General features: G+C 49.1%; 22 protein-coding genes, 1 tRNA gene and 1 pseudogene. 14 read left to right on the top strand and 10 right to left on the bottom strand.

Annotated elements, in window-relative coordinates; genetic code table 11:
• Positions 1 to 3: 3 nt before the first annotated feature.
• The 10 genes from PHR44_00750 to dnaA form a co-directional block, all read right to left on the bottom strand.
• Entirely contained in the window at positions 4 to 708 is a 705-nt protein-coding gene (locus tag PHR44_00750; GenBank protein ID MDD4909198.1) for a glycosyltransferase family 2 protein, read from the bottom strand.
• A gap of 10 nt (positions 709 to 718) precedes the next feature.
• Positions 719 to 1,384 (bottom strand): 16S rRNA (cytidine(1402)-2'-O)-methyltransferase, encoded by a 666-nt coding sequence (rsmI, locus tag PHR44_00745; protein MDD4909197.1) that lies wholly within the window; start codon positions 1,382 to 1,384, stop codon positions 719 to 721.
• A complete protein-coding gene (locus PHR44_00740) occupies positions 1,384 to 2,097 on the bottom strand; it encodes a glycosyltransferase (protein MDD4909196.1) in 714 nt (237 codons plus the stop codon). The genes rsmI and PHR44_00740 overlap by 1 nt, the downstream gene beginning before the upstream one ends.
• Positions 2,097 to 3,929 (bottom strand): glutamine--fructose-6-phosphate transaminase (isomerizing), encoded by a 1,833-nt coding sequence (gene glmS / locus PHR44_00735; GenBank protein MDD4909195.1) that lies wholly within the window; start codon positions 3,927 to 3,929, stop codon positions 2,097 to 2,099. The genes PHR44_00740 and glmS overlap by 1 nt, the downstream gene beginning before the upstream one ends.
• A 9-nt stretch (positions 3,930 to 3,938) precedes the next feature.
• Positions 3,939 to 4,013 (bottom strand) — tRNA-Glu (locus tag PHR44_00730).
• A gap of 6 nt (positions 4,014 to 4,019) precedes the next feature.
• Positions 4,020 to 6,449 (bottom strand): DNA gyrase subunit A, encoded by a 2,430-nt coding sequence (gyrA, locus tag PHR44_00725; GenBank protein ID MDD4909194.1) that lies wholly within the window; start codon positions 6,447 to 6,449, stop codon positions 4,020 to 4,022.
• A 3-nt stretch (positions 6,450 to 6,452) separates the two neighbouring features.
• Positions 6,453 to 8,897, bottom strand: coding sequence for a DNA topoisomerase (ATP-hydrolyzing) subunit B (gene gyrB, locus PHR44_00720; GenBank protein ID MDD4909193.1), 2,445 nt, complete (start codon positions 8,895 to 8,897; stop codon positions 6,453 to 6,455).
• A 13-nt stretch (positions 8,898 to 8,910) separates the two neighbouring features.
• Positions 8,911 to 9,207, bottom strand: coding sequence for a DciA family protein (locus PHR44_00715; GenBank protein ID MDD4909192.1), 297 nt, complete (start codon positions 9,205 to 9,207; stop codon positions 8,911 to 8,913).
• Positions 9,208 to 9,224: 17 nt separating this feature from the next.
• Positions 9,225 to 10,319, bottom strand: coding sequence for a DNA polymerase III subunit beta (gene dnaN, locus PHR44_00710; GenBank protein ID MDD4909191.1), 1,095 nt, complete (start codon positions 10,317 to 10,319; stop codon positions 9,225 to 9,227).
• A 177-nt stretch (positions 10,320 to 10,496) separates the two neighbouring features.
• Positions 10,497 to 11,861: a chromosomal replication initiator protein DnaA gene (gene dnaA / locus PHR44_00705; GenBank protein MDD4909190.1), complete on the bottom strand. Its 1,365-nt coding sequence runs from the start codon at positions 11,859 to 11,861 to the stop codon at positions 10,497 to 10,499.
• A gap of 312 nt (positions 11,862 to 12,173) precedes the next feature.
• Between dnaA and PHR44_00700 the strand changes: the two genes are divergently transcribed.
• From PHR44_00700 to PHR44_00635, 14 genes and pseudogenes are all read left to right on the top strand, one after another.
• The gene (locus PHR44_00700) at positions 12,174 to 12,608 is read left to right on the top strand and encodes a PilZ domain-containing protein (GenBank protein ID MDD4909189.1); all 435 of its coding nucleotides are present in this window, start codon (positions 12,174 to 12,176) and stop codon (positions 12,606 to 12,608) included.
• Positions 12,605 to 13,993, top strand: a complete 1,389-nt coding sequence (locus PHR44_00695) for a hypothetical protein (GenBank protein ID MDD4909188.1) — start codon at positions 12,605 to 12,607, stop codon at positions 13,991 to 13,993. Before PHR44_00700 ends, PHR44_00695 begins: the two co-directional genes overlap by 4 nt.
• A gap of 19 nt (positions 13,994 to 14,012) precedes the next feature.
• Positions 14,013 to 15,395, top strand: a complete 1,383-nt coding sequence (locus PHR44_00690; protein ID MDD4909187.1) for a hypothetical protein — start codon at positions 14,013 to 14,015, stop codon at positions 15,393 to 15,395.
• Between the two features lie 2 nt (positions 15,396 to 15,397).
• Entirely contained in the window at positions 15,398 to 15,994 is a 597-nt protein-coding gene (locus tag PHR44_00685; protein ID MDD4909186.1) for a polysaccharide export protein, read from the top strand.
• Between the two features lie 3 nt (positions 15,995 to 15,997).
• Positions 15,998 to 17,437: a GumC family protein gene (locus PHR44_00680; GenBank protein ID MDD4909185.1), complete on the top strand. Its 1,440-nt coding sequence runs from the start codon at positions 15,998 to 16,000 to the stop codon at positions 17,435 to 17,437.
• Positions 17,421 to 18,125 (top strand): CpsD/CapB family tyrosine-protein kinase, encoded by a 705-nt coding sequence (locus PHR44_00675; GenBank protein MDD4909184.1) that lies wholly within the window; start codon positions 17,421 to 17,423, stop codon positions 18,123 to 18,125. The genes PHR44_00680 and PHR44_00675 overlap by 17 nt, the downstream gene beginning before the upstream one ends.
• Complete coding sequence (locus PHR44_00670) at positions 18,088 to 19,944, top strand: O-antigen ligase family protein (protein MDD4909183.1); 1,857 nt, start codon at positions 18,088 to 18,090, stop codon at positions 19,942 to 19,944. Before PHR44_00675 ends, PHR44_00670 begins: the two co-directional genes overlap by 38 nt.
• 63 nt (positions 19,945 to 20,007) lie before the next feature.
• Entirely contained in the window at positions 20,008 to 20,145 is a 138-nt protein-coding gene (rpmH, locus tag PHR44_00665; GenBank protein ID MDD4909182.1) for a 50S ribosomal protein L34, read from the top strand.
• A complete protein-coding gene (yidD, locus tag PHR44_00660) occupies positions 20,145 to 20,354 on the top strand; it encodes a membrane protein insertion efficiency factor YidD (protein ID MDD4909181.1) in 210 nt (69 codons plus the stop codon). Before rpmH ends, yidD begins: the two co-directional genes overlap by 1 nt.
• 23 nt (positions 20,355 to 20,377) lie before the next feature.
• Positions 20,378 to 21,880, top strand: a complete 1,503-nt coding sequence (gene yidC, locus PHR44_00655) for a membrane protein insertase YidC (GenBank protein ID MDD4909180.1) — start codon at positions 20,378 to 20,380, stop codon at positions 21,878 to 21,880.
• Positions 21,873 to 22,073, top strand: a complete 201-nt coding sequence (locus PHR44_00650; protein MDD4909179.1) for a Jag N-terminal domain-containing protein — start codon at positions 21,873 to 21,875, stop codon at positions 22,071 to 22,073. Before yidC ends, PHR44_00650 begins: the two co-directional genes overlap by 8 nt.
• 84 nt (positions 22,074 to 22,157) lie before the next feature.
• Positions 22,158 to 22,907: pseudogene (locus PHR44_00645) on the top strand (AAA family ATPase).
• A gap of 107 nt (positions 22,908 to 23,014) precedes the next feature.
• Positions 23,015 to 23,863 carry a ParB/RepB/Spo0J family partition protein gene (locus PHR44_00640; protein ID MDD4909178.1) on the top strand — a complete coding sequence of 283 codons (849 nt, stop codon included), beginning with the start codon at positions 23,015 to 23,017 and terminating at the stop codon, positions 23,861 to 23,863.
• Positions 23,860 to 24,366 carry a nucleoside-diphosphate kinase gene (locus PHR44_00635; GenBank protein ID MDD4909177.1) on the top strand — a complete coding sequence of 169 codons (507 nt, stop codon included), beginning with the start codon at positions 23,860 to 23,862 and terminating at the stop codon, positions 24,364 to 24,366. The genes PHR44_00640 and PHR44_00635 overlap by 4 nt, the downstream gene beginning before the upstream one ends.
• Positions 24,367 to 24,402 lie beyond the last annotated feature (36 nt).

Raw genomic sequence — 24,402 nt, 5'->3', positions numbered from 1 at the left:
GATTCAGCTGTCATCTGGTTTTTTGCGTTGCCTTTTAATTTTGATTACATATATCAAATTAAGCATGGTCCCCAAGAGCCTGTTTCTTATATTGTATTTTGACTTTCCGCATATTCTCGGGTAATGCCTGATCTTATATTCCAACACTTTATGGCCCGCCATTTCTATTAAAAAAGGGAGGAATCGATGGGATCCATGGAAAAATTCCATGCCTTGAATACAGCTGCTTTTAAAAACCCTCAACGCGCATCCGATATCATGAAAATTGTCTTTTAAAATAAGCCTCCGGACGTAATTGGAGATTTTCGCGGATAATTTCTTAATGGGGGCGTCTCTCCTGATATGTCTCCAGCCGCAGACACAATCATACCCCGCGGCAACCTTTTCCGCCATACCCAGGATGTCACGGGGATCATATTGAAGGTCGGCGTCAATGGTAGCAATTATCTCGTATCCCGCTTTTTGAAAACCGGCTGACAAAGCAGCGGATTTTCCCATATTCCTCTTAAACCTTATTGTCTTCAGGCGGTTACGCCCCAGGGAGCCGATCTTGAGATGCGACTCGTCGCTGGAGCCGTCATCTACGAATATGATTTCATAATCATTAACTAGCCCCCCGCTATTATCCAGGGCCTTCCTTAAATGAAAATACAGGGGCCCGATATTCTCTTCTTCATTATATACCGGGACTACTACCGAAATATTCATAATCGGGTTCTCATCGGCTAATGATAAGAACGAATTCTCCTTTTGGGGGTCTCTGTTGCAGATGGCCCGATAACTGCTCTGGCTTGCCTCGTAATATCTCTTCAAATTTTTTTGTCGCCTCGCGCACGCAGATAACTTCACGCTGCCCCAATACCACTCCTATATCATCAAGTAATTTTGATATCCTGTGCGGCGACTCATAAAGGACAACCGGATAATCATCTATCAGGCCCTTGAGCTCCTCTAATTGCCTGCGCCTGCGCGACTGCTTCGGGCTTAAAAATCCGCGATAGACAAATCGGCCGGCGTTCATCCCGGACAGGGTAAGCGCGGTTAAAAATGCTGCCGGGCCGGGGACGGCCGTAATCGGGATATCATTATCTATGGCCGTCTTTATCAATAAGTGGCCGGGATCGCTGATGCCCGGCGTCCCGGCATCAGAAACCAGGGCAACGTTTTTGCCCTCTTTGAGCTCCCGGATCAATGACTCTGTCTTCTTTTTACTGCTGTAAGAATGATAGCTTACGGTGGGCTTTTTTATGTCGTAATGCTTAAGGAGGAAAGCGGTATGGCGGGTATCTTCACAGGCGATCAGATCAACGCTCTTCAATACCTCCAGAGCCCTAAGGGTGATATCTTTAAGGTTGCCTATGGGGGTAGAAACTATATACAGCATTAAGTATACGTGAATTTAATTCTTAAAAAATCCAGCAGCGATATCCCTACGGTCTTTAATCCCAGCTTTGACCGGCCGCCTCTCCTGTCTAAAAACTTGATCGGGACTTCCCGCATCGCCTTCTTATCGCGCTGACATACCAATAATATCTCTTCCAGCAGCATGGGGCCGCTTGATTTCAAGCGCTCCAGCGGTATACCCTTGAGGACATCCGCTTTAAAACACCTGAAACCGGAAGTGCAGTCTTGGATATCTAATGCCAGGGCCCTGCGCAAGACAAAATTGCTGAATACCGAAAGGGCCTTCCTTGCCAGATTTTTCCGCAAGTCCTCCCCATCCTGGATCCGCCGCGAACCTACAACTATGTCGGCATTTTCTACGGCCTGGAAAAAATGAGGTATGTCCTCCGCCCGGTGCGAAAGATCTCCGTCCATTTCCAGGATATAGCTGCACCCCTTTTCTAAGGCGGCGGCGAATCCCGCTTTAACGGACAGCCCCCTGCCGCGCCTGCCGCGGCGATGAATGACCTTTACGCAATTATGCTCCGCGGCGACCCCATCCAAAATTGCCGCGGTCCCGTCTTGAGAATCATCGTCCACAACAAAAATATTGAGGCCCTCTAAGCCGAGGGCGATGATGCCGCTCAACAACGGCTCAATGGTATACCGTTCGTTAAAAACAGGTATCACTATTGCTTTTTGTGAATGCTGCATTATTCAACGGTTACGGATTTAGCAAGGTTGCGCGGCTGGTCCACGTCGCATTTGCGGTTGACCGCTATATAATAAGCTATGAGCTGAAGGGGTATAACGGCAAGTAAAGGAGAAAATATTTCCTCTGTTTTGGGAATATAGATTATTTCATCCGCGTGCTCTTTAATATGGTCATTGTCCCGGGTGGATATGGCGATAACCCGGCCCCTGCGGCTGCGTATCTCCTGTATGTTGGAGACCATCTTTTCATATGTCCTGGAATGGGGGGCGACGCACACAACCGCCCTGTATTCATCGATCAAGGCAATGGGCCCGTGCTTCATTTCTCCGGCAGCATAGCCCTCGGCCGGAATGTAGGAGATCTCTTTTAACTTGAGCGCGCCCTCCAGCGCGGTAGGATAATTGATATTCCTGCCCAAAAACAGAAAGCAGCCAAAATGCGAATGCTTATTGGCGACCGATCTTATCTGCCTGTGGCCTGATAATACAGCCTCGCAAAGCAGGGGGATCGCCTTCAGTGATTTCAACAACTGGCCTCTGCGGCCGGCAGATACGCTATTTTTTAAAGACGCGAGGTATATGGCCAACAGATACAACGTCATGATCTGCGCCGTATATGCCTTGGTAGACGCAACGCCTATTTCAGGGCCTGCCATAGTATAGATGACCCAATCCGACTCCCGGACAATAGAGGAGCCCACTACATTGCAAATAGTCAATGCCTTAGCGCCTTTCGCCTTTGCCTGGCGCACTGCCGCTAAAGTGTCCGCGGTCTCTCCTGACTGGCTTATAGAGATAACCAGGGTATTTTTGTTAATAATGGGGTCTCTATATCTGAACTCGCTGGACAAGTCCACCCAAACAGGCACCCTGGCTATCGCCTCTATCGCGTACTTTCCTACCAGCCCGGCATGATAGGCGGTACCGCAGGCAACGATTATTATATCTCTTACGGCCTTGAGCTCGCTATCGGGGATGCGGCTGTCTTTAAAAATTATCCGGCCTGATCTTGAGACCCTGCTGGAGATGATCCTCTTTAAAACCTTGGGCTGCTCAAATATTTCTTTCAACATAAAATGAGGAAGCCCTTCTTTTTCAGCGCTGGACAGGTCCCAGTTAATCGCGTGGATCCTGGGCTTGACAGCCCTGCCTCTGGCATCGGCTATCCTGACCGTCTCGCGGTTGAGCTCGGCAACCTGGTCATCCTCAAGATAGATCACGTCCTTTGTGTGCCTTAGGATAGCGGGCGCGTCGGAGGCGATGAAGTTCTCGCCCCTGCCTATTCCCACGATAAGCGGGCTGTCCCGGCGGGCGCACACCAATATATCCGGCTCTCGCGCGCAGATAACGCCGAAGGCAAAAGACCCTTTTATTCTTTTAACGGCCCGCTTTACCGCTTCAAAAAGGCTGCCCTTATAATACTCCTCAATAAGATGCGCCGCGACCTCGGTATCGGTCTCTGATTTAAACTTATGGCCTTGTTTCGCGAGTGAGGATTTGAGTTCCTGGTAATTTTCTATAATGCCGTTATGAACGAGGCATATTTTGGGAGCGCAGCCGGTATGCGGGTGGGCGTTTGTTTCGGTGGGGGCTCCGTGCGTGGCCCATCTGGTATGAGCAATGCCCAGGGTAGATGCCGGAATACCTTCTTTATCCAGGGCTTCAATGAGGCCGGAGATCTTTCCTTTGCGCTTCTTTATAAATAATTTATCCCTGGCCGTTAAAAGCGCCAGCCCGGCTGAATCATACCCTCTGTATTCAAGCCGTTTAAGCCCCTCGATAAGCAGGGGCGCTGCCTGTTTCCGGCCTATATATCCGACTATGCCGCACATAATAAAAAGCGACCCCAGCGGGATTTGAACCCGCGTCGAGAGCTTGAAAAGCTCTTGTCCTGGACCAGGCTAGACGATGGGGTCGTGAGATTATTCTTCCTCGCTGATTAAGGGCGCGATGCAGGAAACGCGATCCTTGTCGTCCAGTTTTATCAAATGCACGCCCTGCGCGGCCCTGCCCGTATGGCGGATGTCCTTGACCGCGCAACGCAAAAATATCCCGTTCTCCGTGATCACCATGAGCTCGTCTTTGTCGCCGACGCCTTTGAGGCTTACCGCGGGGCCGTTTTTGCCGGTGATCTTCATATTGATGATCCCTTTGCCGCCGCGGCTGGTCAGGCGGTATTCATCTATGGGCGTGCGCTTGGCAAACCCCAATTCCGTTACGGTCAATATTGTAGCGCCCTTTTGCACCACCACCATCGCGATGACCTGGTCGCTTTTGGCTAATTTTATGCCGCGAACGCCGTGCGCGGCCCTGCCCATATCGCGCACATTGGCCTCGGAAAAACGCACGGCCTTGCCCTGGCGGGTACCGATAAGCAATTCCTGTTTGCCGTCGGTCAATTCCACGCCGATCAACTCATCGCCTTTATCAAGGGTGATGCCGATGATGCCGCCTTTGCGCGGGTTGCTGTAAGCGTCCAATTTTGTCTTCTTGACCTGGCCTTGCTTTGTGACCATGACCAGATACTTGTCCGCGGAGAATTCCTTAATAGGTATGGTAGAGCTTATTTTTGCTCCCGGTTCTACCTGCAGAAGGTTCACTATGGCCTTGCCTTTTGATGCCCGGCCCGCCTGGGGGATCTCATATACCTTCTGCCAATGCACCTGGCCTTTATCGGTAAAAATAAGCAGATAGTCCTTTGTGGACGCCACAAAAAGATGCTCAATAAAATCCTCTTCTTTAACCTCGGCGCCCGTAACGCCTCTGCCCCCGCGCTTTTGTTTGCGGTAGGCGCTTACCGGAAGCCGCTTTATATAGCCGCCGTGGCTTATGGTTACGACTACGTCCTCCTCGGCGATCAGGTCCTCCACCTCCAGCTCCTCTACTTCCCCCACGATATCCGTGCGCCTGGGGTCGGCGTATTTTTTCTTAAGCCCTTCCAATTCTTCTTTAATAATGCCTTCTATCTTTTTCTCGGAGGCGAGGATGGCCCTGCACAATTCGATCTTCTTGAGTAATTCCGCGTATTCGGCGTCGATCTTATCGCGTTCCAGGGCGGTCAGGCGCTGCAGCTGCATCTCCAGGATCGCCTGGGACTGGATCTCGGAGAGCCCGAATTCTTTCATCAGGCGATGCTTCGCCTCTTCGGTATTCTTTGAGGTCTTGATCGCCTTAATAATGCGGTCTATAAACTTGAGGGCGATCTTCAGCCCCTCCAGGATGTGCGCGCGTTTGAGCGCCTTGTCCAGTTCAAACTGCGTGCGCCTGCGGATGATTATCTTGCGGTGCGTAATATAGGCCTCGAGTATCTGGCGCAGATTGAGGACCCGCGGCCGGTTATCCACGAGCGCGAGCATGATTATACCGAAGGTCACCTCTAACTGTGTATGCTTATACAGCTGGTTTAAGATGATCTGCGGCTCGGCATCGCGTTTGAGTTCCACGACTATGCGCATACCTTCCTTGTCGGACTCATCACGGATATCGGAAATACCTTCGATCTTTTTGTCGTCCACAAGCCCGGCTATGGCTTCGATCAGGGAAGATTTCTGCACCTGATAAGGGATCTCGCTGACAGCGATCAGATCTTTACCGTTTTTCTGATGTTCTACCGTAGCCCGCGCGCGCACCAGGACTTTGCCCTTGCCTGTCATATAGGCGTCTTTGATCCCCTGCCGGCCGCAAATGATCGCGCCCGTAGGAAAGTCCGGCCCTTTGACATAGCGCATCAGGTCTTTGATCTCTGCCGCGGGATTATCTAAAAGGTAGATTATGGCGTCCGCCACTTCTTTCAAATTATGCGGCGGTATATTCGTGGCCATGCCTACGGCTATGCCGCTGGAACCGTTGATCAAAAGATTCGGCAGCGCCGCGGGCAAAAGAAGCGGCTCCTGCAAAGAAGCGTCGAAGTTCGGTCCGAAGTTTACGGTGTCCTTGTCGATGTCCGCCAGTATTTCCTGCGCGATGCCGGCCAGCCTCGCCTCGGTATAACGCATCGCCGCCGCCGCGTCGCCGTCAACAGAGCCGAAGTTGCCCTGGCCGTCCACTAAAGGATAGCGTAAGGAAAAATCCTGCGCCATCCTCACTAACGCGTCATACACCGCCACGTCGCCGTGAGGATGATACTTGCCCAGGACCTCTCCGACGATACGGGCGCATTTTTTATAGGACCTGTTGTGCTCAAGCCCCAGCTCCTGCATCGCGTAAAGGATCCTGCGATGCACCGGCTTTAAGCCGTCGCGCACGTCGGGAAGGGCGCGGCCGACGATCACGCTCATCGCGTAATTCAGATACGAATCCTTGACCTCGTCTTCAATATAAACCGGTATTATCTTTTCGTTGCGGGTATACATAGTTTAAATGTCCAGATTCTTCACCTGATGCGCGTATGTCTCAATGAATTCTCTGCGCGGCTCAACCTGATCACCCATCAAAACCGTGAACATCTTGTCCGCCTCAACCGCGTCTTCCAGTGTGACCTGCAAAATAGTGCGCTTTTCGGGATCCATAGTAGTATCCCAAAGCTGCTGGGGGTTCATTTCTCCCAAACCCTTGTAGCGTTGAATATGCATGCCCTTAGCGGCAACTTCTTTAATATAAACCAGCGCGTCTTTTAAGGCAAACAGGTCCTTTGATTCTTTCTCATTGGCGATACGATACAACGGCCTGGGCTTTTTCTCGTCCCCCTTTTTTACTACGGCCGCTTGTTTTTCCAAAGGAATTGGGCTATACGTGGTAATATCCAGGCCTGATTTTTCTATTTTACGGATAACCTCTTCAACCTCTTGCGCTTCAAAGAGTTCCAAGACATCGCACTCTTTATCCTTGCCTTCCTTGGCTGTAAAATCCCCTAATTCTCTGTCAGAATAAATAAAATGGTCCTTCCCCTCCACTTTAACCCTATAAATAGGCAATTTTTTGGTCTTTGGATGTCTAAAATTGAGGTATTTGGCAAAATCAACTCCCTTTTTCTCTAAATTTTTCCCTATTTTTTCTAATTCTGAGAGGGATTTCAAGGCCTCCTTAAACTGATTATCCGGAAATTCCTTTTTATCTTTTAAGACAACAAATCGGTGGCCTTCTCTGCCCAGGTCCAACAACATCTCGCTCATTTGCTGCTCGGTCTGAATATACTCTTCACGCTGGCCGCGTTTTATTTTATAAAGCGGCGGCTGAGCGATATAGACATACCCCCCTTCTACCAGCTTGTGCATGTGACGATAAAGCAGTGTAAGTAAAAGCGTGCGGATGTGAGAGCCGTCAACATCGGCATCGGCCATAAGAATTATCTTGTGGTAACGCAGCCTGGCCAGGTCAAACTCCTCGCCCACCCCTGTGCCCAGCGCGGTGATGATCGTGCGGATCTCTTCGTTGGACAAAATTTTATCCAGGCGCGCCTTCTCCACATTCAGGATCTTTCCTTTGATAGGCAGGATCGCCTGGAATCTTCTATCCCTGCCCTGTTTGGCGCTGCCTCCGGCCGAATCGCCTTCCACAACATATAATTCACACAGGGCCGCGTCCCTTTCTGAGCAGTCCGCTAATTTTCCCGGCAGCCCCGCCCCCTCAAGCGCCCCTTTTCTACGGGTCAGCTCCCGGGCCTTACGCGCGGCCTCGCGCGCCCGGGAAGCGACGATCACCTTATCCACGATCTTATTCGCGACCGAGGGATTTTCTTCAAAATAACCGGACAGGGCATCCAGGCTCGTCGAGGCGACCAGCCCTTCTACCTCGGAATTGCCCAGCTTTGTCTTGGTCTGGCCTTCGAACTGCGGGTTGGGCACCTTCACGCTTATCACCGCGGTTAAGCCTTCCCGCGCGTCCTCCCCGGAAATAGCGATTTCATCGCCCTTGATTAAATTCTTACCTTTGGCATACTGATTTATCGCCCGCGTGAGCGCGGATTTAAAGCCCGATAAATGCGTGCCGCCCTCAATGGTATTAATGTTATTGGCGAAAGAAAACAGGGTCTCCGCGTAGCCGTCGTTATACTGCAGGGCCCCCTCCAACTCGACATTATCCTGCGTCTTCTGGAAATAGATCACCTTATGGTGCAGGGGGGTTTTGTTTTTATTCAGATACTCCACAAAAGAAACTATCCCGCCGGCAAATTCAAAGACCGCCTCTTTCTCTGTACGCTCGTCAATTAATTTGATTTTCAAGCCCTTATTTAAAAAGGCCAATTCTCTAAGGCGCTGGGCGAGGATGTCGTAGGAATATTCCGTTTTGTTGAATATGGTACGGTCTGGCTTAAAGGTTACCTTTGTGCCCGTGGCGTTACTCTTGCCTATAACCGTTAATTTGGAGGCGGTCTTGCCGCGCTCGTAACGCTGGTGATAAACCTTGCCGTCCCTCTTTATTTCTACCTCAAGCCAGTCAGAAAGCGCGTTAACGCAGCTGACGCCCACGCCGTGCAAGCCGCCGGACACTTTGTACACACGGTGGTCAAATTTACCGCCGGCATGAAGCGTGGTCAGGGCCACTTCTACGGCGGGCTTCTTCTCGGTTTTATGCATATCCACGGGAATGCCGCGGCCGTTATCGGTAACGCTGACGCTGTTGTCAGGATGGATCTCTACTTCTATAGTGTCGCAAAACCCTACCAGCGCCTCATCCACAGAGTTATCCACTACCTCATAAACCAGATGGTGCAACCCCCTGGTAGAGGTATCCCCTATATACATCGCCGGCCTGCGCCGTACGGCCTCTACGCCTTCCAACACCTGTATATTGGTCGCGTCGTACGCCCTGGATTTATCCGGGGCTTGCGGCGCTCCTTGTTTTTCTTTTTTCTTCGCCATAAATACCTCTTATCTATACCTCTCCGATGCGGAACCTTATATCATCTACCGCCGATGAGCCGCCCTTACCACCGAGTTCTTCATTGATCAGCTTCCTCACCCTTTCTTTCTTCAAGCTTAAATGATACAGCCATCCCGAAGTATCTACATTTACCACACATATTTTATTTTTGCAACCGATAAATCTCAAGTGCTTTTTTTCCGGCCTGGAAAAGGCCTTTTCAAAAGCCCGCGCCACGCATTCATTACCCGAACGCCTGCTGCCGATCTCCCCGACTATCTTTTTAACCGTATCTTTGATCTGCTGCATGCTAAGCAGGCGCCCGGCTAACTGAGGCGCATCGGCAAAACAACATATATATAGTTGTTGTCCGTCCTTATTACCCCCGGCTTATCCGCTCCCGCGATCTCAAAACAGACCTTTTCTATCTTGAGGTTCTTCAGGGCATCCACTAAAAAGGATGGATTAAAACCTATAACCATTTCTTTACCCTGATACTCCACCTCTACCTCCTCCCTGGATTCTCCTATGTCGGGAGTAGACTTGGAAAGGATCATTCTGTTTTTAAACACCTCCATTTTTACCGCCTGATAATCAGGAGTGGCTAATAATGACGCGCGTTTTACCGCTAATAAAAACGGCTCCCTGTCCACAATTATCTTGTCTTCTGCCGGAGCCGGGACAACCTGTTGATAATCAGGGAATTCCCCCTCGATCAACCGGGAGATCACCGTTGTCTGGCCCATATCAAAGAGTGCCTGGTTATGGGTCATCACTAAAGACAATTCCTTTTCTTCATTAAGATTTCTCAATAACTCCTGGATTGTTTTCAGGGGTATGATCGCTTGTGTTTCTTTGGTGCTGTTAAAATCGATCTTTCTTTCAATTATAGCCAGGCGCCGCCCATCGGTAGCAACCAGCGTCAAAGCGTTCTTTTTGATCTTCATTAAAATACCGTTCAGAATATACCTTGCTTCATCATGAGAAACGGCAAAAGATGTCAAGGCGAACATCTCTTTTAAAACCCCTTGCTCGATCTTGATCGCCTCTTTATCTTTGAATTCGGGCAGTTTTGGAAAATCCTCTTTCGGCAGCCCCATTATTTTAAACAGGCAGTTTTGGGATTCGATTGTTACCATATTGTTTTTTTTGGTGGTTACAGACACCTCTCCTTCGGGTAGCTCTCGTATAATATCAAAAAACCTTTTGGCGGGAACGGTTATAGCGCCATCCTCCTGCGAATCCACTACCAGGGAATAACTCACGCAAATATCCAGATCGGTGGAGATCAACCTTAGTGTTTTTTGATAATCCTCCAATAATATATTAGATAAGATAGGCAACGCGCCCCTTGGATTGATCGCGTTTTGCACTATAGATGTACCGTTGAGCAGGCCTTGCTTCTGGGTTTTAAATTTCATCGATTATCTCCTTGTTATCCCCGCGTCCCCAATGTTTGAATATGATTAATATTATTTTAAAGAATAAACGTATTAGTAGTAATAGGGTTGCGTTACTGTAATAAGTACGCAACCCTATAATAATTCAAAGATTAAGCCATCGTGGCGCCTTGTATATGCTTTGCATATCCTTTGGATTTATTGTGTGATATCTTTAATAAGTTTTTGTATTTTACCGCGCAGGTCGGCATCTCTGTTAATATGTTCTTTGATCTTATTGTAAGCGTGTAATACGGTCGTGTGGTCTTTTCCCCCAAAAAACTCACCTATTTCCGGAAGAGAAAACTCGGTCAATTCCCTGCTTATATACATCGCTACCTGTCTGGGGAAAACAATGTTTTTATTGCGCCTTCTTGTCTTTATGTCCAACAGGGATATCCCGAAGTTGTCGGCAACCATTTTTTGAATACCCTCGACCGTGATGGATTTTTTGTTGTTTTTAATGGTATCCCCGAGGACCTCTTTGGCCTGTTGGAGTGTAATAGGTTTTTCCTCTAACAGAGAGTACGCGACAACCCTTATCAGCGCCCCCTCCAACTCTCTGATATTGGTTGTTATAAATTCCGCTATAAAGAATATAACGTCGTCGGGGACGTTGACCGGCTCGCGTTCTATCTTTTTTTTCAGTATCGCCACCCGCGTTTCAAAATCCGGCATTTGGATATCCGTGATCAGGCCCCAACTGAACCGCGATACCAGCCTTTCTTCGAGGCCGGCTATTTCTTTGGGCGGCCTGTCGGAAGAGATGATTATCTGTTTGTGCGCGTCGTATAAGGTATTAAACGTGTGGAAAAACTCCTCTTGCGTGGACTCCTTGCCCGCTATAAAATGGATATCGTCTATTACCAATATATCCGCCCCGCGGTATTTGTGCCTGAATTGCTGCGTAGAACGGTGCTGTATCGCGTCTATAAGCTCGTTGGTGAAACGTTCCGATGGAAGGTAGCAGATCTTTATGGCGGGGTATTTCTTTAACGCGAAGTGGCATATCGCCTGCATAAGATGGGTTTTCCCCAAACCTACCCCTCCATATATAAATAAAGGGTTGTAGGATTTGGCCGGGCTTTCCGCCACAGCCATAGACGCGGCGTGCGCGAACCTGTTGGCGCTTCCGACTATAAAGTTATCAAATGTGTATTTAGGATTGAGCGCGGTTACGATGTTCACGGCAGGGCCCGCGGCATTTTTTAATTCCGAGGCATATGTATTATGCGCGTAGCCGCCAGATGGCGCCGGCGCGCCGGATGTGCCGGCGCCGGCCTGTAACTCAACAGTAACAGGATATCCACAGATTTTTACGAGAGAATCCTTGATTATCCCGAGATAGCGCTGGGACACCCATTCTTTAAAAAAGACGTCCGGGGCCTCTAACGTAATCAACGTTTTGTCTTTTGACTTCGCCTGTAAGGGTTCAAGCCAGGTGTCAAACGCGGATTGGCCTATATTATGCTTAATTATCTGTCTTGCCTGTTCCCAGGCTGCTACAAGGGGAGAAGTGCCCATATCGTTATAAATTATCCACAGAATCCACAGATTATTAACAGGGGAAAATAAACAAGAACCGCCATACGATACGTAAAAATCCCCGTTGTTTTTGAAAACATCACCATTATAACAAAGATGTTGTTATTTGCAAGCAGAAATTTAAAACTCGTCTAACGTTGGACGGTTGCGCGGCTGGTTACGTTATGCGTATAACGTAAAACGATACGAGCGGCGCAACCGCGACCGACAGACGAGAAACAAGGCGTTTTATTCATAATATAAATTGACAAACAATATAACTATCAATAGAATAAGAGATTAAGGTATGATATGAAAAAGCAGAATAAAAGGCAGTTTCCCCGCACGCCGATCTATTTCCTTGTCAAATACAGGCCTCAGGGGGCATCCGAGTCAACAATGCCGGTTGCCTCTGTGTCTCGCAACATCAGCTTAGACGGGCTCCTGCTCCGCGTTAAAGATCCTCTCACCATCGGGCAAAATCTTGAGATAGAAATTAATATGCCGGTGTTCGGCAAGTCAATAAAGGCGCGCCTGAAGACCGTCTGGGCGAGGCCTGTCAAGGGCACCGACCTGTTTGATGTCGGCGCGAGGTTTTTAGAAATAGGCGAAGATGACCGCAAGGATGTTTTGGATTACATAAGTTTCATAAACAAAACAGAACGCGAAGGACTATGGAGCTTCAGGGTCGGCAGATGGCTCGCGTATCTGAAGCGCGTTTTTAGAAAGGATGGCGGTGCGATATGAAGACAGGTATTTTGATTCTGGTTTTGCAGTTACTGTTTTCTTACGGTGTGTCGGCGCAGGATGAGTTCAGCAGGATCAGCGAAAGCGAGTTTGCCGAGATGATCGTTAAGGCGGCCGGGTATGATAAAGACCTTCCGCCCGAACCCAAAGATGCCGACTACATATCTGTTTTAAGGCACCATGGGATCGAGCCTCTCGACGGCTGGCAGCCCGCGAGGATACTGACCATAGGCAGGTTCTCCACGGTGATGATACAGGCCAGAGGCATTAAGCGGGCAGCCATAAACGATGCCGACAGGTGCGCGCAGAACATTTACAGGATCAATGAGGCGTGGTTCAGCATGTTCAAGCGGCAAGGCAAATGGCCCGGCATACAGGAGTTGTTGCAGGCGGTTAACTTTGAAGGCGAGATACCCGTCTGTCCTTTTAAACAGCCATACGTCGACGCGGACTCAGATCGTCTTGTAGACCTCCATTACCACAGAGGGGCGCGAGAGGCGGTGGATGATCACGTGCGGGTGCTCAGGCAAAGGATGGAGGATGAGAAGCTGTTGGTGCCGCAAGGTCCTTCTCGAAGAGCCGTGTATCTCGCGCAGGCAAGGGATACCATCAAAGACCTGGCAGGCGCCATAGGCCCGGCAGAGCCGATACTCACAGACGCCACTCATATATATCCTCTGGATATGCCGGCACAAATCGGAGCGGAACGGGGCAGGCTTGTGTTTGTGGTATATGAGAATGGCTCGCTAAAGGGCCGTAAGGTAGAGTGGCCCGCGTCATTTGACCCTAACCAGAATCTGGAGGTCAGTATTTCTTATTCAAATACCGCCCGGCTGCCGGGCAGCAAGAGCATACGCATGTTTATCAATAATGTAGAGGTGGGCAGCGCCGAAGGAAGGTGGGGCGAAGCAGGGTTTTTTAACAATATCTGGATAGGGGCGCAGTCGCAAACCGGGCAGTTCCCTTCCAACTCATACGTATATGATTTACGCGTATACAAATCCAGGATCAGGACCGACCCCATGGATTTGCGCAGCGGTGACATTGTTATGCGGAGTAAGCTTGATACCCCTGAAGAGGTAGCCAACCCTCAGATCAGCGCAAGGCGGCTGAGAAAACCCGTGGATAAGGTAACAGGAGAGGTCCCGGCGGCAGTTTTGAAGGCCCAGGGCACACTGTTCGCCAAGGGGCAGGGGTTCATAAGCAGAAACAAGAATCAGTACGTTGTACTGCCCTCTGTCCTTGACCCCAAAGAAGGCAGTCTCTCTCTTGTTTTAAAGCCGGGGTTTGTTTATTCTGACAATGAGCATGTATTTTTGAGCGCTGTACAATGGGATTCTCCGGATGGTGCGGATGGATTTTACCTTTATTATCAACCGGAATAGCCGCGGCCGGATCTTGGCCATGTTTTCTATGGCGGCCTTTTTGAGTTGCGCTACGCTGGCAGAGGCGTCCGTAGATGAGAGGGCGCGCCTCAGGCGTATGCTTGCTGCCACAGAGGCGTTGGACCATTTGCAGGCGCGCATTACAGAAGAGGAGTCGGCGTTGAGAGAGATCGCCCAGCAGGAGGCGCTGGTTTACGCTGCCTCCAGAGGCGCTGATGGCGCGGAGGCGCAGACAGCGCGAACAGAAGAGCAGAGCAGGCCGGAAGGATTGTTGAATCGCTTTGGCTTCGGCAGGGCGCAGCTGCGTACCAGCGTCGTTACGGAACTGAAATACGACGATAATGTTTACCAGTTCCCCGATAATGAAAAAAGCGATATGGTGCCGCGCCTGAATTACGCGTATTATCTGCGCCTGCCGCGGGGGCAGAGCTATCTGGAGGCAAACTACGCGCATAATTACAGGCATTTCCCGAACCGGACCACCAGCGAGAGAGAGCAGACCTTCAGGGCCACTTCGCTTTACCGTCCGTCGGATATATTCAACTGGGAGCTTACCCATGAGTATGTCAGGACAAGCGACCTGGGCGTGTTCGACACCAATTTTAGCGAACAGTCCATCTCCAATAAGCGCAAGCGGAGGAAAGACAGAAATGCGACTACCAGCATATTGACTTATATGCCCGGCGGCAGGCATAATCTGCTGCACCTTAGGATGCAGCATGAAGATATCTCTGCCGCTGTGCAAGAGTATGAAAGCCAGACAGAGCGGATAGATTTTGACTTTGAGCGGTATTTTGATCCGACTACCTCGCTGCTTATGGGGTTTAGCTATAGACTGTTCGATGAAAGAAGCTGGGGCAGGAACGACGAACGAGAGAGGGATTGGTTTTTCGGTTTCAGGCGCGATCTTTCTCCTCTTACGAAATTAACCGGACGTTTTGACTATGATGCCATAAATAAAAAGAATACGACAGAGTCGCTTGTTAACAGTGAATTTTATTATAAGGCCAGGTTTGACCTGTATCACAGGATCTCGCCGTTCACAGACATAAGCATGGATTACATCTGGATGGACAGAAAGGCCATCAGCAACCACTATAGAAGCTACGTGAGTAATGAGGTTGGGTTCAGCCTGAACCACTATTTTTTGAATGGGCTTTCAGCCAGAATAAACCCTAATTACAGGCACGAGTACTATCCGGCAGACGGCGTTACCGCGGGCCACGAAGAAGATAGCAGAACCAAGCACATATATACCGTTACCGCCGGCTTGAATTACAGGCTGAGCGACTGGCTGAATCTGGGTTTAGGCTATACCCTGGACGCGATAAGGGCGCCCCTGCATTTTAACGATAAGTATATCAGGAATACCTATAGCGTAGAATTACGAGGAGATTTTTAATTATGCGCAGAAGGATGATGCCCCTCATTGTTGTTTCGCTGGTTTTCGTTAGTGTCTTTGCCGCCGCGGAGGATGGCCCGGATATCCAGGGCCAGGGAGACATTGACCAGGACTACGTGCTTCAAAGAGGCGACGCCCTCTCCATAAGCGTATGGAGGCACCAGGACCTGACGCAGCAGTTGGTTGTGGATGAGACAGGGAACATCACCTTTCCCCTTCTGGGAGAGCTTAAGGTGGAGGGGCTGACCATCGCGCAGCTGAAAGAGTATCTTACGTATCTTTTGGGCAAGGATTATATCGTAGACCCTTTTGTTACGGTAGCCGTTGACAGGCCAAAAACAGACAGGCAGTTTTACGTTTATGGAGAGGTCAGGCAGCCGGGCGCCTATAAGATAGAGGGTAATCTCACCGTGCTTAAGGCGATCACTCTTTCCGGAGGGATGACGGATTACGCCTCCCAGATAGTTTACGTTAAAAGAAGGGTGGCCGGCAGAGAGAAGAGGATAAGGGTTAATATTAATAATGTTATCAAGGGCGCGGAAGCGGATGTGCCCATACAGCAGGACGATATAGTAGTGGTAACCAGGAGGGTGTTTTAAGCGATGCCTATACCGCCAAAAGCAGGCCTCGGTGATTACGCGCGGATACTGCTGAAAAGAAAGGGCTGGATTATCGCCTCGGTAGTCATCGCGGCGTCCATAGCCGGATATTTTCAGAAGAAGGTGGTGCCGCTCTACGTTGCCACCGCGAAGATTACAGTGGAGCCGCCGTTTGTGGAGATGGAGCCGTTTATGGGCAGGCAGCCGGCCGTCAAGGAAGATTCCTGGGGCCTGCAGCCTTCCTCTTTCCTTCAGGCGCAGTATGAATTATTGCGCAGCCGCATCGTTGCCGAAAGGGCCGCGGAGATCCTGGGCTGGGTGCGGGATAAAGAGCCCGCCGTTGAACGGATACAGAAGTCGATAGAGATCGCCCCTATCCAGGAATCTAGAAGGGCCGCGGCGTTAAGCAGCGTGATCGCCATAAACGCCACAGACAGGAATCCGCGCGCGGCAATGGATATGGCGAACGCTGTCTCCGAGGCATTCGTTGATATTAAAAAACGGGAGCGCGACTCCATCGTTAAAAATATCTATTCCAATCTGGTAGAGCAGGTGCGTAAGGCAAGGGAGAAGGTGGATGAATCGGAGGACGCGCTTGAGCGATTTAAGCAGGAATCCGGCGTACAGACAGGTATCCCGAAGGAGCTGAATATTGAGACGGAAGAAAACATAAAGGATGAACTCCTGCGCATCAAGAAGGAAAAGTCGGAGAAGGAATCCACACTGAAGTCCTTGAGGGAAATTACAGAGAGCGATATCATACAGGCCCTCACGTTTGTTTCGGAGAAGTTAGGCAGCGTTTACACCGTCAATGTCGGCCTGAAACAGAAACTTCTGGACAAGGATAATGAACTGAACGCCCTGAGCCAGGTTTATAAAGAGAAACACCCGGAGATAATCCGCGTAAAATCCGAAATTGATTTGGTGCGGGATCAGATAAGGGACGAGTTGGAAGCCGCCGCCAACAGCCTGACTTCGGATATCCAGACCCTCAGTAATTTAGAAGAGGTTGTGGGCGCTTATCAGAAGAGGCCCGAGTCCGGCGTGGATCAATCCCGGTTGCTGCGCCTGCAAAAAGAGGTAAATTTGAACAGGGATATATACGAAAACATCCTGAGAAAATTAAAAGAGGTCAGCCTTGAGGAAGAAGTAAGGGGGACGGTAAACGTTAAGATCATTGAGCCGGCCTCCCTGCCGGTTGAGACCGCGCAGCCGGCGCGCCTGCCCGTATCCGGCGCCTCAGCCATGGGTTTTCTCGTCGGCATCATGCTGGCATTGATGCGCGAGGCAATGGACACCACCGTCAGGACCATAGAGGACGTTGAGCGCTACCTGGGGCTGTCTGTTCTGGGGGCGGTCCCTCATATAAGGCTAAGGCGCGGCAGGCGGCCTGTAAACAAAACAACGGTTTTAAATAAGGGCAAAAATGAACCTGGGAAATGAACTTATAGTCGCTGTTGAGCCGGATTCTCTGGCGTCGGAGTCATTCCGCACGCTCAAGGTCAATCTGCAGTTTGCCGGCGTTGACAGGAACCTTAAGGCCATATTGATCACCAGCGCCGACTCTAAAAGCGGCAGGAGCACGCTCGCCGCTAATTTAGGGTTGGCGATCGCCCAGTCAAATAAAAAGGTGCTGCTCATAGACGCGGATATGAGGAGCCCGTCTCTGCACAGGTTCTTTCAAATGGGCAATACCTTCGGCCTGTCTTCCGCGATAGTTGAGATCGATAAAGACGCCGCGAACAGATGGCAGTTCATTAAGAACACCCCCCAGCAAAATCTGTATTTAATGACTTCGGGAACACTGCCTCCAAACCCGCCGGAGCTGCTTGCCAGTGAACGGATGAAGGTGCTGCTTGAACGGCTGAAGTCCGACTTTGATTATATAATATTTGACTCCCCTCCCCTTCTGCCCGTGACGGACGCGGCTGTCCTGGCCCGCATCTGCGACGGGACTATTCTGGTGATCAGGAGCGGCAGGTCTTTTATTGACGCTGTGCGCCGGTCCAAGGTCATGCTTTCCAATTTGAAGGCGAATCTGCTGGGCGCCGTATTAAATGATTTTAATATTAAAGAGGAGCACTACTATTATTATGACTATAAATACAAAAAGCAGCGAGGAGGCCGTTAGCATGCAGGTATTGCTGGCTCTATTATTGGTTTTCTCCGCTTTTGTTTATGGTTGCGTGGAGGCATGGTCGCAGGTCATCCTGTTTTCTTTAGTATTTTTGATGGCGCTGTTGTGGTTGAGTAGAATGCTGCTCAAGGGCAGAATGGAATTTGTAAAGACAGGTATTGATACGCCTCTTTTATTGTTTTTTGCCATAGCGCTTGCCGGGCTTTTCGTCTCCGTGCACCCCTACGCGACCACAGTGGCTTTATTGTGGCTGCTTTCCTGGATCGTGCTTCTGTATGTCATAACTAACTCGCTGGATAACGAGGCCGCGGTTATGCGCGTAGTCGGCCTGGTACTTCTTGTGGCAGCCGCCATTTCTGTCATAGGCATCCTGCGCAGTATCAGCCCGGCCGGCAGCGTCATCGCCTCGATCTGGAAATACGCCGCCTTCTCTACTTTTACAAACACATCGCATTTTTCCGCTTATGTGGGGATGGCCGTGCCTCTGGGTATCGCCCTGGTTTTTTGTGAGCTGAACCCAAACTATAAATTTTGGGTCGCCTCCCTTGTATTTTTGATGATAGGCGCGCTGGTTGTAAGCGCCGATAAAGGAGGAGTGATCCAGATCGCCGCCTCCTTATTCGCGCTGTTTGTGTTCCTCAGGGCTGCCGGCCTGGTCAAGCATAGAGGAGAGATGACGCTTTTCGCGCTGCTGATCATCCTGATCAGCGCGATCGTTATAATGAACGGCTCAAGCATCGCCCATAAGTTTTCCGGTTTGTTCTACGGCGGCCTCGAGAATTCACCTAACCCCACACTGTGGAAAAGATGGGTGTTATGGCAGGATACGCTGCGTATGATCAGGGCGCGCCCCCTGCTTGGCAGCGGATTAGGCACGTTTCAGTTTATCTACCCGCAGTTCAGGAACCCCCGGCTTATCGCGTTCTTTGAATTTGCCCACCAGGAATATTTGCAGATCGCCTCTGAGACAGGCATACTGGGCCTGGCCGCGTTTCTCTGGTTTCTCTTCGCGTTTTTTAAGTCCTCTATCAGGTCTATGGGCTTTCAAAAGAAGACCCTGCTGCAAGGGGTCATCGTAGGAGGGTCTGCTTCCTGTTTCGGGCTGCTCGTGCACAATCTTTATGAGTTTAACTTTCATATACCCGCCCTGACAATACTCTTTGTGACGATAGCGGCCCTTACCTTGAGGGCCGATTTATTGGTAACGCGGAAAATACGCGGTAACCCGCTAAGCGTCCCGCGCGTAGGCAGGCCAAAGGCGTCTTTTTTTATCGTGCTCGCCATTATTGTTTTTTCTGTATGCGCCTATCTTTTCTCCCTCGGCCACTACATCTCGGTTTTTCATTACACAAAAGGCAAAGACCTGTATGAGCGCCTGGAGTTTTCCCGCGCGGCAGAGGCGCTAAACCGGTCGGTATATTTTAATCCCCGCAATGAACGCGCGCTTGCCATGCTTGCCAATATACACGCGATACGCAGCCAGATGAATTCCGCCGAGAAGCACAATGATTTTAAGCGGGCGGAGCAATTATATAAGCAGGCCCTGGGAATCAATAAATTAAGCGCGGAGGTTCATTTAAGATTGGGCTGGCTCTATTCTGTCCACAGGCGCGATGATCTCGCGGAAGAAGAATTTATCAGGGCGGTTGCCTGCGACCCTCACGGCGCTTTCTATGTCAATATGCTGGGCGATTTCTATGCCCGCGTAAACAAATTCTCCAAAGCGGTAGAGTCCTACCGCAAGGCGCTTGGCTTAAACCCGCAGGATGAATACGCCCGCAAGCGGCTTGAGGCATTATCCGGCCATAAGTAGCCCCCTTCCGAATTTCTCACTTTGACCTTGACTAAATTCCCCGCTATGTTATAATTTCCCTCTATGAAAAAACATCTTAAGACACCCACCAAGATACGCGGCAAGAGAAAGCACGGCTTTCTCGCCCGCATGAAGACCCGCTTAGGAAGGAATGTCATAAAAAGACGCAGGCGCAAAGGGAGAAAGCGCCTTAGCGTATGATGAAGCGGTTCATCCTTTTTTTATTGGGCGCGTATAAAAAACACGCCTCTCCCCTTTTGCCGCGGTCCTGCCGGTTTTATCCTACCTGTTCGCAGTACGCAGGCCAGTCCATCAGGAAGTACGGCATATTTAAAGGCTCCCTTTTGTCGTTATGGAGAATAACCCGATGCAATCCCTTTACCGCCGGAGGATTTGACCCGGTTAAATAACATTTCCCCGAGGACATAATAATATGGAAAAACGCACACTATTAGCCATTCTCTTCTCTTTAGTAATCTTAACCACCTGGTCTCTTTTGGCGCCTAAGCCGCATCATATTGCTAGTAAAGAGGTTGCGCGAGAGATAAGGCCGCGGACGCCGATAACAACGCCTCAGGAAGTTGCTTTGTTGGCGCAGAATGATCCCACGGGAGTTATTGAGATTGAGGATGCGGAGATCCATTATGGAAAACAGTCCGGGCGGATCGATAGGATTTTATTTAAGGACTTTAATTACTATGCCTTTGCCTTAAGCCAGGGATTTAATCTCGCCGGAGTGAAATTTAACGAGGTCAGATCTGAGAATGGAGTACTGATTGTTTCCGGAGAAGACAGCCAAAAGAAGATAACCCTGAGGTTTGCATTTCGTAACTCTAGTGTTATCAATAGGTTAGATGTAGAAATCCAGAATCTTACCCTTCAAACAATCACTCTTCCTTTGAAGCTCATTCTTGCCGGTTACGATTTCGCGGATAAAGATTTTACAACCCGTTTTAATCAAGGCATTATTGCTTTGCCTGAAAGTATTGTCAGGCCTAATCTGAAAAATAATTTTACCTCTCCCCTGCCCATTGATTTTATTGCTTTCCGCGACAGATATTTTTGCGCGATCTTAAGGCCGCATTCCGGCAAGTTTCAGCCGTTTATTGAAAAAGTGAGTAAACGCTATGCGCTTATAGGGTTGCAATCTTCAGGGGCTGAAGTCGCGGCGCGTTCAACCCAGGCATTCAGGTTTGACGTCTATATAGGGCCGCAGAATATTCAGCAGCTTCGGCATCTGAACGAGCGCTGGCAAGAGGTGGTCAACTTTGGTTTCTTTGACGGGATCGCCAAATTCCTCTTCGGGGTTGTCAGGGCGTTACACGTTGTGACGAGAAACTGGGGGCTGGCCATCATATTGTTCAGCATTGTCATATTTCTTGCCTTGTTCCCCTTGACCCTAAAGCAGTTGCGTTCTATGAAAGACATGCAGGCAGTGCAGCCGCATATAGAAAAACTGAAAAAGACGCACAAGGATAATCCCCAAAAACTGAATAAAGAAATTATGGAACTATATAAGGAGCATAAAATCAATCCCTTAGGCGGATGCCTGCCTTTAGTATTACAAATACCCATATTTTTCTCTTTATATCAGGCGCTGATGCGTTCTGTTGAATTAAAAGGGGCAACCTTTCTCTGGGTAAAGGATTTATCTGAGCCGGACCGGGCGTTTATATTAAAACAGGCCCTGCCGCTGCTGGGTAAGGACATCAATATCTTACCGCTGCTTATGCTGGTTGTTATGTTCTGGCAGCAAAAGACATCCATGAAAAGCTCCTCCGGAGTTAACGCCGAACAACAGAAAATTATGTCTGTGCTCTTTCCCCTGCTTTTCGGCTTTATTTTTTATAATATGCCTTCAGGCCTGGTTTTATACTGGTTGTTTAACAGCGCGCTTATGGCTATCTCTCAATTGAGGATGGTAAAAAATGCGTAATAAATCCGGGCAGAGCATAGAGATCGAAGGTAATACAATTGAAGATGCCGTCAAAAAGGCGTTAAAGCAGCTAAAGCAGGTCAGGGATAATGTCAAAATTGAAGTTCTCTCCGAGGAAGAAAAAGGGCTTTTTGGTATGCCCGGGGCAAAACCCGCCAAAGTGCGCGTAACAGTTATCAAGCAGCATAAATAGCTTGACATACCGCGATAAATTAGTAAAATATGTGTAAATGTTCCACGTAGAACATTGTTCTACGTGGAACATTATTGACCACTTATGGCAAGAATTATAAGTTTCTGCAACCAAAAAGGCGGTACCGGCAAGACCACTACCGCCATCAATTTATCGGCCTGCCTGTCTGTCCTGCAAAACAAAATCCTTTTAGTTGATTTAGACCCTCAGTCAAATGCCACAAGCGGCTTAGGTATTGATAGAAATCAGGTTGAGAAGAGCACTTACCACTTATTGCTGGACGAAGCTCAGGCAAAAGACATAATACAGCGCACAGCCGTTCCCAATCTTGATCTTATCCCCTCAAATATTAATCTTACCGGCGCCGAAGTAGAGTTAGTGAGCGTGCTTAATCGTGAGTTCCGGCTCAAAAAGGCCTTGGAACCGGCAAGCCAGGATTACGATTTTATATTTATTGACTGTCCTCCATCCCTTGGCCTTTTAACTATCAATGCCTTGAGCGCCTCGCATTCTGTAGTGATCCCGGTTCAGTGTGAATATTACGCGCTGGAAGGCCTATCGCAACTACTTAATACCATTAAACTTGTAAGAGATAATCTGAACGGCTCTTTGCAATTAGAAGGGGTCCTTCTCACAATGGCGGACTTGCGCACCAAGTTATGCAGAGAGGTTATTATTGAAACAAGGCATCATTTTGAAGATAAGGTATACAAGGCCATTATACCCAGGAATATTAAATTAAGCGAGGCGCCCAGTTTTGGGAAGTCCATTATGGATTATGATAAGGACTGTTTAGGCGCGCAGAAATACCTTGAATTTGCCAATGAGTTTCTTCGTGATGCTTTAAAAAATGTCCAATCTGAAAAAGAGGCAACCAGGAACATAGGCGCGCAACTCACTGAATCCTCTGATCAAGAGGGTCAATTAAAACAGGAGATACTATGATAGAAAGAAAAGTGTTGGGCCGAGGATTGAGCGCATTGATACCTGAGCAAAAGATAGATACGTCTAAAGAAATAGTCCTTTTTGTGGATATTGACAGGATCAAGCCAAATCCATTTCAACCACGCGAGGATTTTAATCAGGAGGAGCTGCAGGACCTGGTCAGCTCCATTAGAGAGAAAGGGGTTATTCAGCCGATATTAGTTAGAAGAAAGGCGGATAATTTTGAACTGATTGCCGGAGAAAGGAGGTGGCGAGCAGCTAAACTATTGCAAATAAAGGAGATACCAGTAATAATCAAGGATATTGAAGACAGGGAGTCCCTGGAAATTTCTCTTATTGAAAATATACAGAGGCAGGAATTAAATCCTCTGGAAGAGGCGCGCGCCTATCAACTTTTGATAAATAAGTTTGAATTTACGCAGGAAAAAATCAGCAAGGTAGTGGGCAAGTCACGCACCTCTATTGCTAACTCATTGCGGTTATTGAAGTTACCTAAAGAAGTGCAGGACGAGATCAAGAAAGGGCGTATTTCTTTTGGCCACGGCAAGGCGCTGTTAGAAATAGAGGATGAAAATCTGATAAGAAGGTTAGCGCAGGATATTATTGCTAAGGCATTGTCCGTCAGGGAGTTAGAGAACGTGATCAGATTTAAGAAGCCGTTAAAGCACAGAAGGGCAAAGGCAGCGTCCGCGGCGAGCCCTTTTTTAAGACAGTTAGAGGAGTTGTTACAGCAGGCGTTGGGCACAAAGGTAAGGTTGATGAGGAACAAAAAAAGGGGCAGGATCATAATAGAGTTCTATTCAGATGAAGATCTTGAGAGAATATTGGGGGTAATGAAAAAATGAAAAATCAGGCAACATTAGTCCTTATAAAACCGGACGGATTAAAGAAGTCGCTGACAGGCAATATCTTGACCCGGCTTTCTGAGACCAAGCTTGAGATCGTAGCCGCGAAAATGGTCAGGGTGAGCCGGGAATTAGCGGAAACACATTATCAGCACCTTAAGGATGAGCCGTTTTTCCCCGACCTTATGAAGTATATACAGGGGGAACTTCACGACAGAAAAAAAGTCATGGCGCTTATATATTGGGGTCCCGGTGCCATACCGAAGGTAAGGGAGCTGGCAGGTACTACTAATCCCGAAGAGGCGGAGCCGACTACCATAAGGGGCTCTTACGGCAGGATAACCACATCGGGGATGTATGAAAACGTCGTGCATGTCTCTGCCAATGAAGAGGACGCGGAAAGGGAGATCAAGCTGTGGTTTTCCCCGGACGAGGTCATAGTGGAGCTCTATCCTAAAAAAGACGCGGTGGTAAAAGAAAAAAAAGAGGCGGTCTGGGCGTAAATAATTTTCGATTATACGAAGGAGCTATAGCATGAA

This window comes from Candidatus Omnitrophota bacterium (assembly GCA_028707125.1).
Classification (GTDB): Bacteria; Omnitrophota; Gorgyraeia; order Gygaellales; family JAQTUX01; genus JAQTUX01.
The sequence above is the reverse complement of the archived record's forward strand: the minus strand, read 5'-3'. Positions and strand labels throughout refer to the sequence as shown.

What these genes read in the sequence shown, in the direction of transcription:
- PHR44_00750 (MDD4909198.1), bottom strand. Translation starts at nt 708, where the DNA reads ATGAATATTTCGGTAGTAGTCCCGGTATATAATGAAGAAGAGAATATC.
- dnaN (MDD4909191.1), bottom strand. Translation starts at nt 10,319, where the DNA reads ATGAAATTTAAAACCCAGAAGCAAGGCCTGCTCAACGGTACATCTATA.
- dnaA (MDD4909190.1), bottom strand. Translation starts at nt 11,861, where the DNA reads ATGGGCACTTCTCCCCTTGTAGCAGCCTGGGAACAGGCAAGACAGATA.
- PHR44_00700 (MDD4909189.1), top strand. Translation starts at nt 12,174, where the DNA reads ATGAAAAAGCAGAATAAAAGGCAGTTTCCCCGCACGCCGATCTATTTC.
- PHR44_00680 (MDD4909185.1), top strand. Translation starts at nt 15,998, where the DNA reads ATGCCTATACCGCCAAAAGCAGGCCTCGGTGATTACGCGCGGATACTG.
- yidD (MDD4909181.1), top strand. Translation starts at nt 20,145, where the DNA reads ATGAAGCGGTTCATCCTTTTTTTATTGGGCGCGTATAAAAAACACGCC.
- PHR44_00670 (MDD4909183.1), top strand. Translation starts at nt 18,088, where the DNA reads ATGACTATAAATACAAAAAGCAGCGAGGAGGCCGTTAGCATGCAGGTA.
- gyrA (MDD4909194.1), bottom strand. Translation starts at nt 6,449, where the DNA reads ATGTATACCCGCAACGAAAAGATAATACCGGTTTATATTGAAGACGAG.
- rsmI (MDD4909197.1), bottom strand. Translation starts at nt 1,384, where the DNA reads ATGCTGTATATAGTTTCTACCCCCATAGGCAACCTTAAAGATATCACC.
- PHR44_00695 (MDD4909188.1), top strand. Translation starts at nt 12,605, where the DNA reads ATGAAGACAGGTATTTTGATTCTGGTTTTGCAGTTACTGTTTTCTTAC.
- PHR44_00675 (MDD4909184.1), top strand. Translation starts at nt 17,421, where the DNA reads ATGAACCTGGGAAATGAACTTATAGTCGCTGTTGAGCCGGATTCTCTG.
- PHR44_00685 (MDD4909186.1), top strand. Translation starts at nt 15,398, where the DNA reads ATGCGCAGAAGGATGATGCCCCTCATTGTTGTTTCGCTGGTTTTCGTT.
- gyrB (MDD4909193.1), bottom strand. Translation starts at nt 8,897, where the DNA reads ATGGCGAAGAAAAAAGAAAAACAAGGAGCGCCGCAAGCCCCGGATAAA.
- rpmH (MDD4909182.1), top strand. Translation starts at nt 20,008, where the DNA reads ATGAAAAAACATCTTAAGACACCCACCAAGATACGCGGCAAGAGAAAG.
- PHR44_00635 (MDD4909177.1), top strand. Translation starts at nt 23,860, where the DNA reads ATGAAAAATCAGGCAACATTAGTCCTTATAAAACCGGACGGATTAAAG.
- glmS (MDD4909195.1), bottom strand. Translation starts at nt 3,929, where the DNA reads ATGTGCGGCATAGTCGGATATATAGGCCGGAAACAGGCAGCGCCCCTG.
- PHR44_00715 (MDD4909192.1), bottom strand. Translation starts at nt 9,207, where the DNA reads ATGCAGCAGATCAAAGATACGGTTAAAAAGATAGTCGGGGAGATCGGC.
- PHR44_00690 (MDD4909187.1), top strand. Translation starts at nt 14,013, where the DNA reads ATGTTTTCTATGGCGGCCTTTTTGAGTTGCGCTACGCTGGCAGAGGCG.
- yidC (MDD4909180.1), top strand. Translation starts at nt 20,378, where the DNA reads ATGGAAAAACGCACACTATTAGCCATTCTCTTCTCTTTAGTAATCTTA.
- PHR44_00740 (MDD4909196.1), bottom strand. Translation starts at nt 2,097, where the DNA reads ATGCAGCATTCACAAAAAGCAATAGTGATACCTGTTTTTAACGAACGG.
- PHR44_00650 (MDD4909179.1), top strand. Translation starts at nt 21,873, where the DNA reads ATGCGTAATAAATCCGGGCAGAGCATAGAGATCGAAGGTAATACAATT.
- PHR44_00640 (MDD4909178.1), top strand. Translation starts at nt 23,015, where the DNA reads ATGATAGAAAGAAAAGTGTTGGGCCGAGGATTGAGCGCATTGATACCT.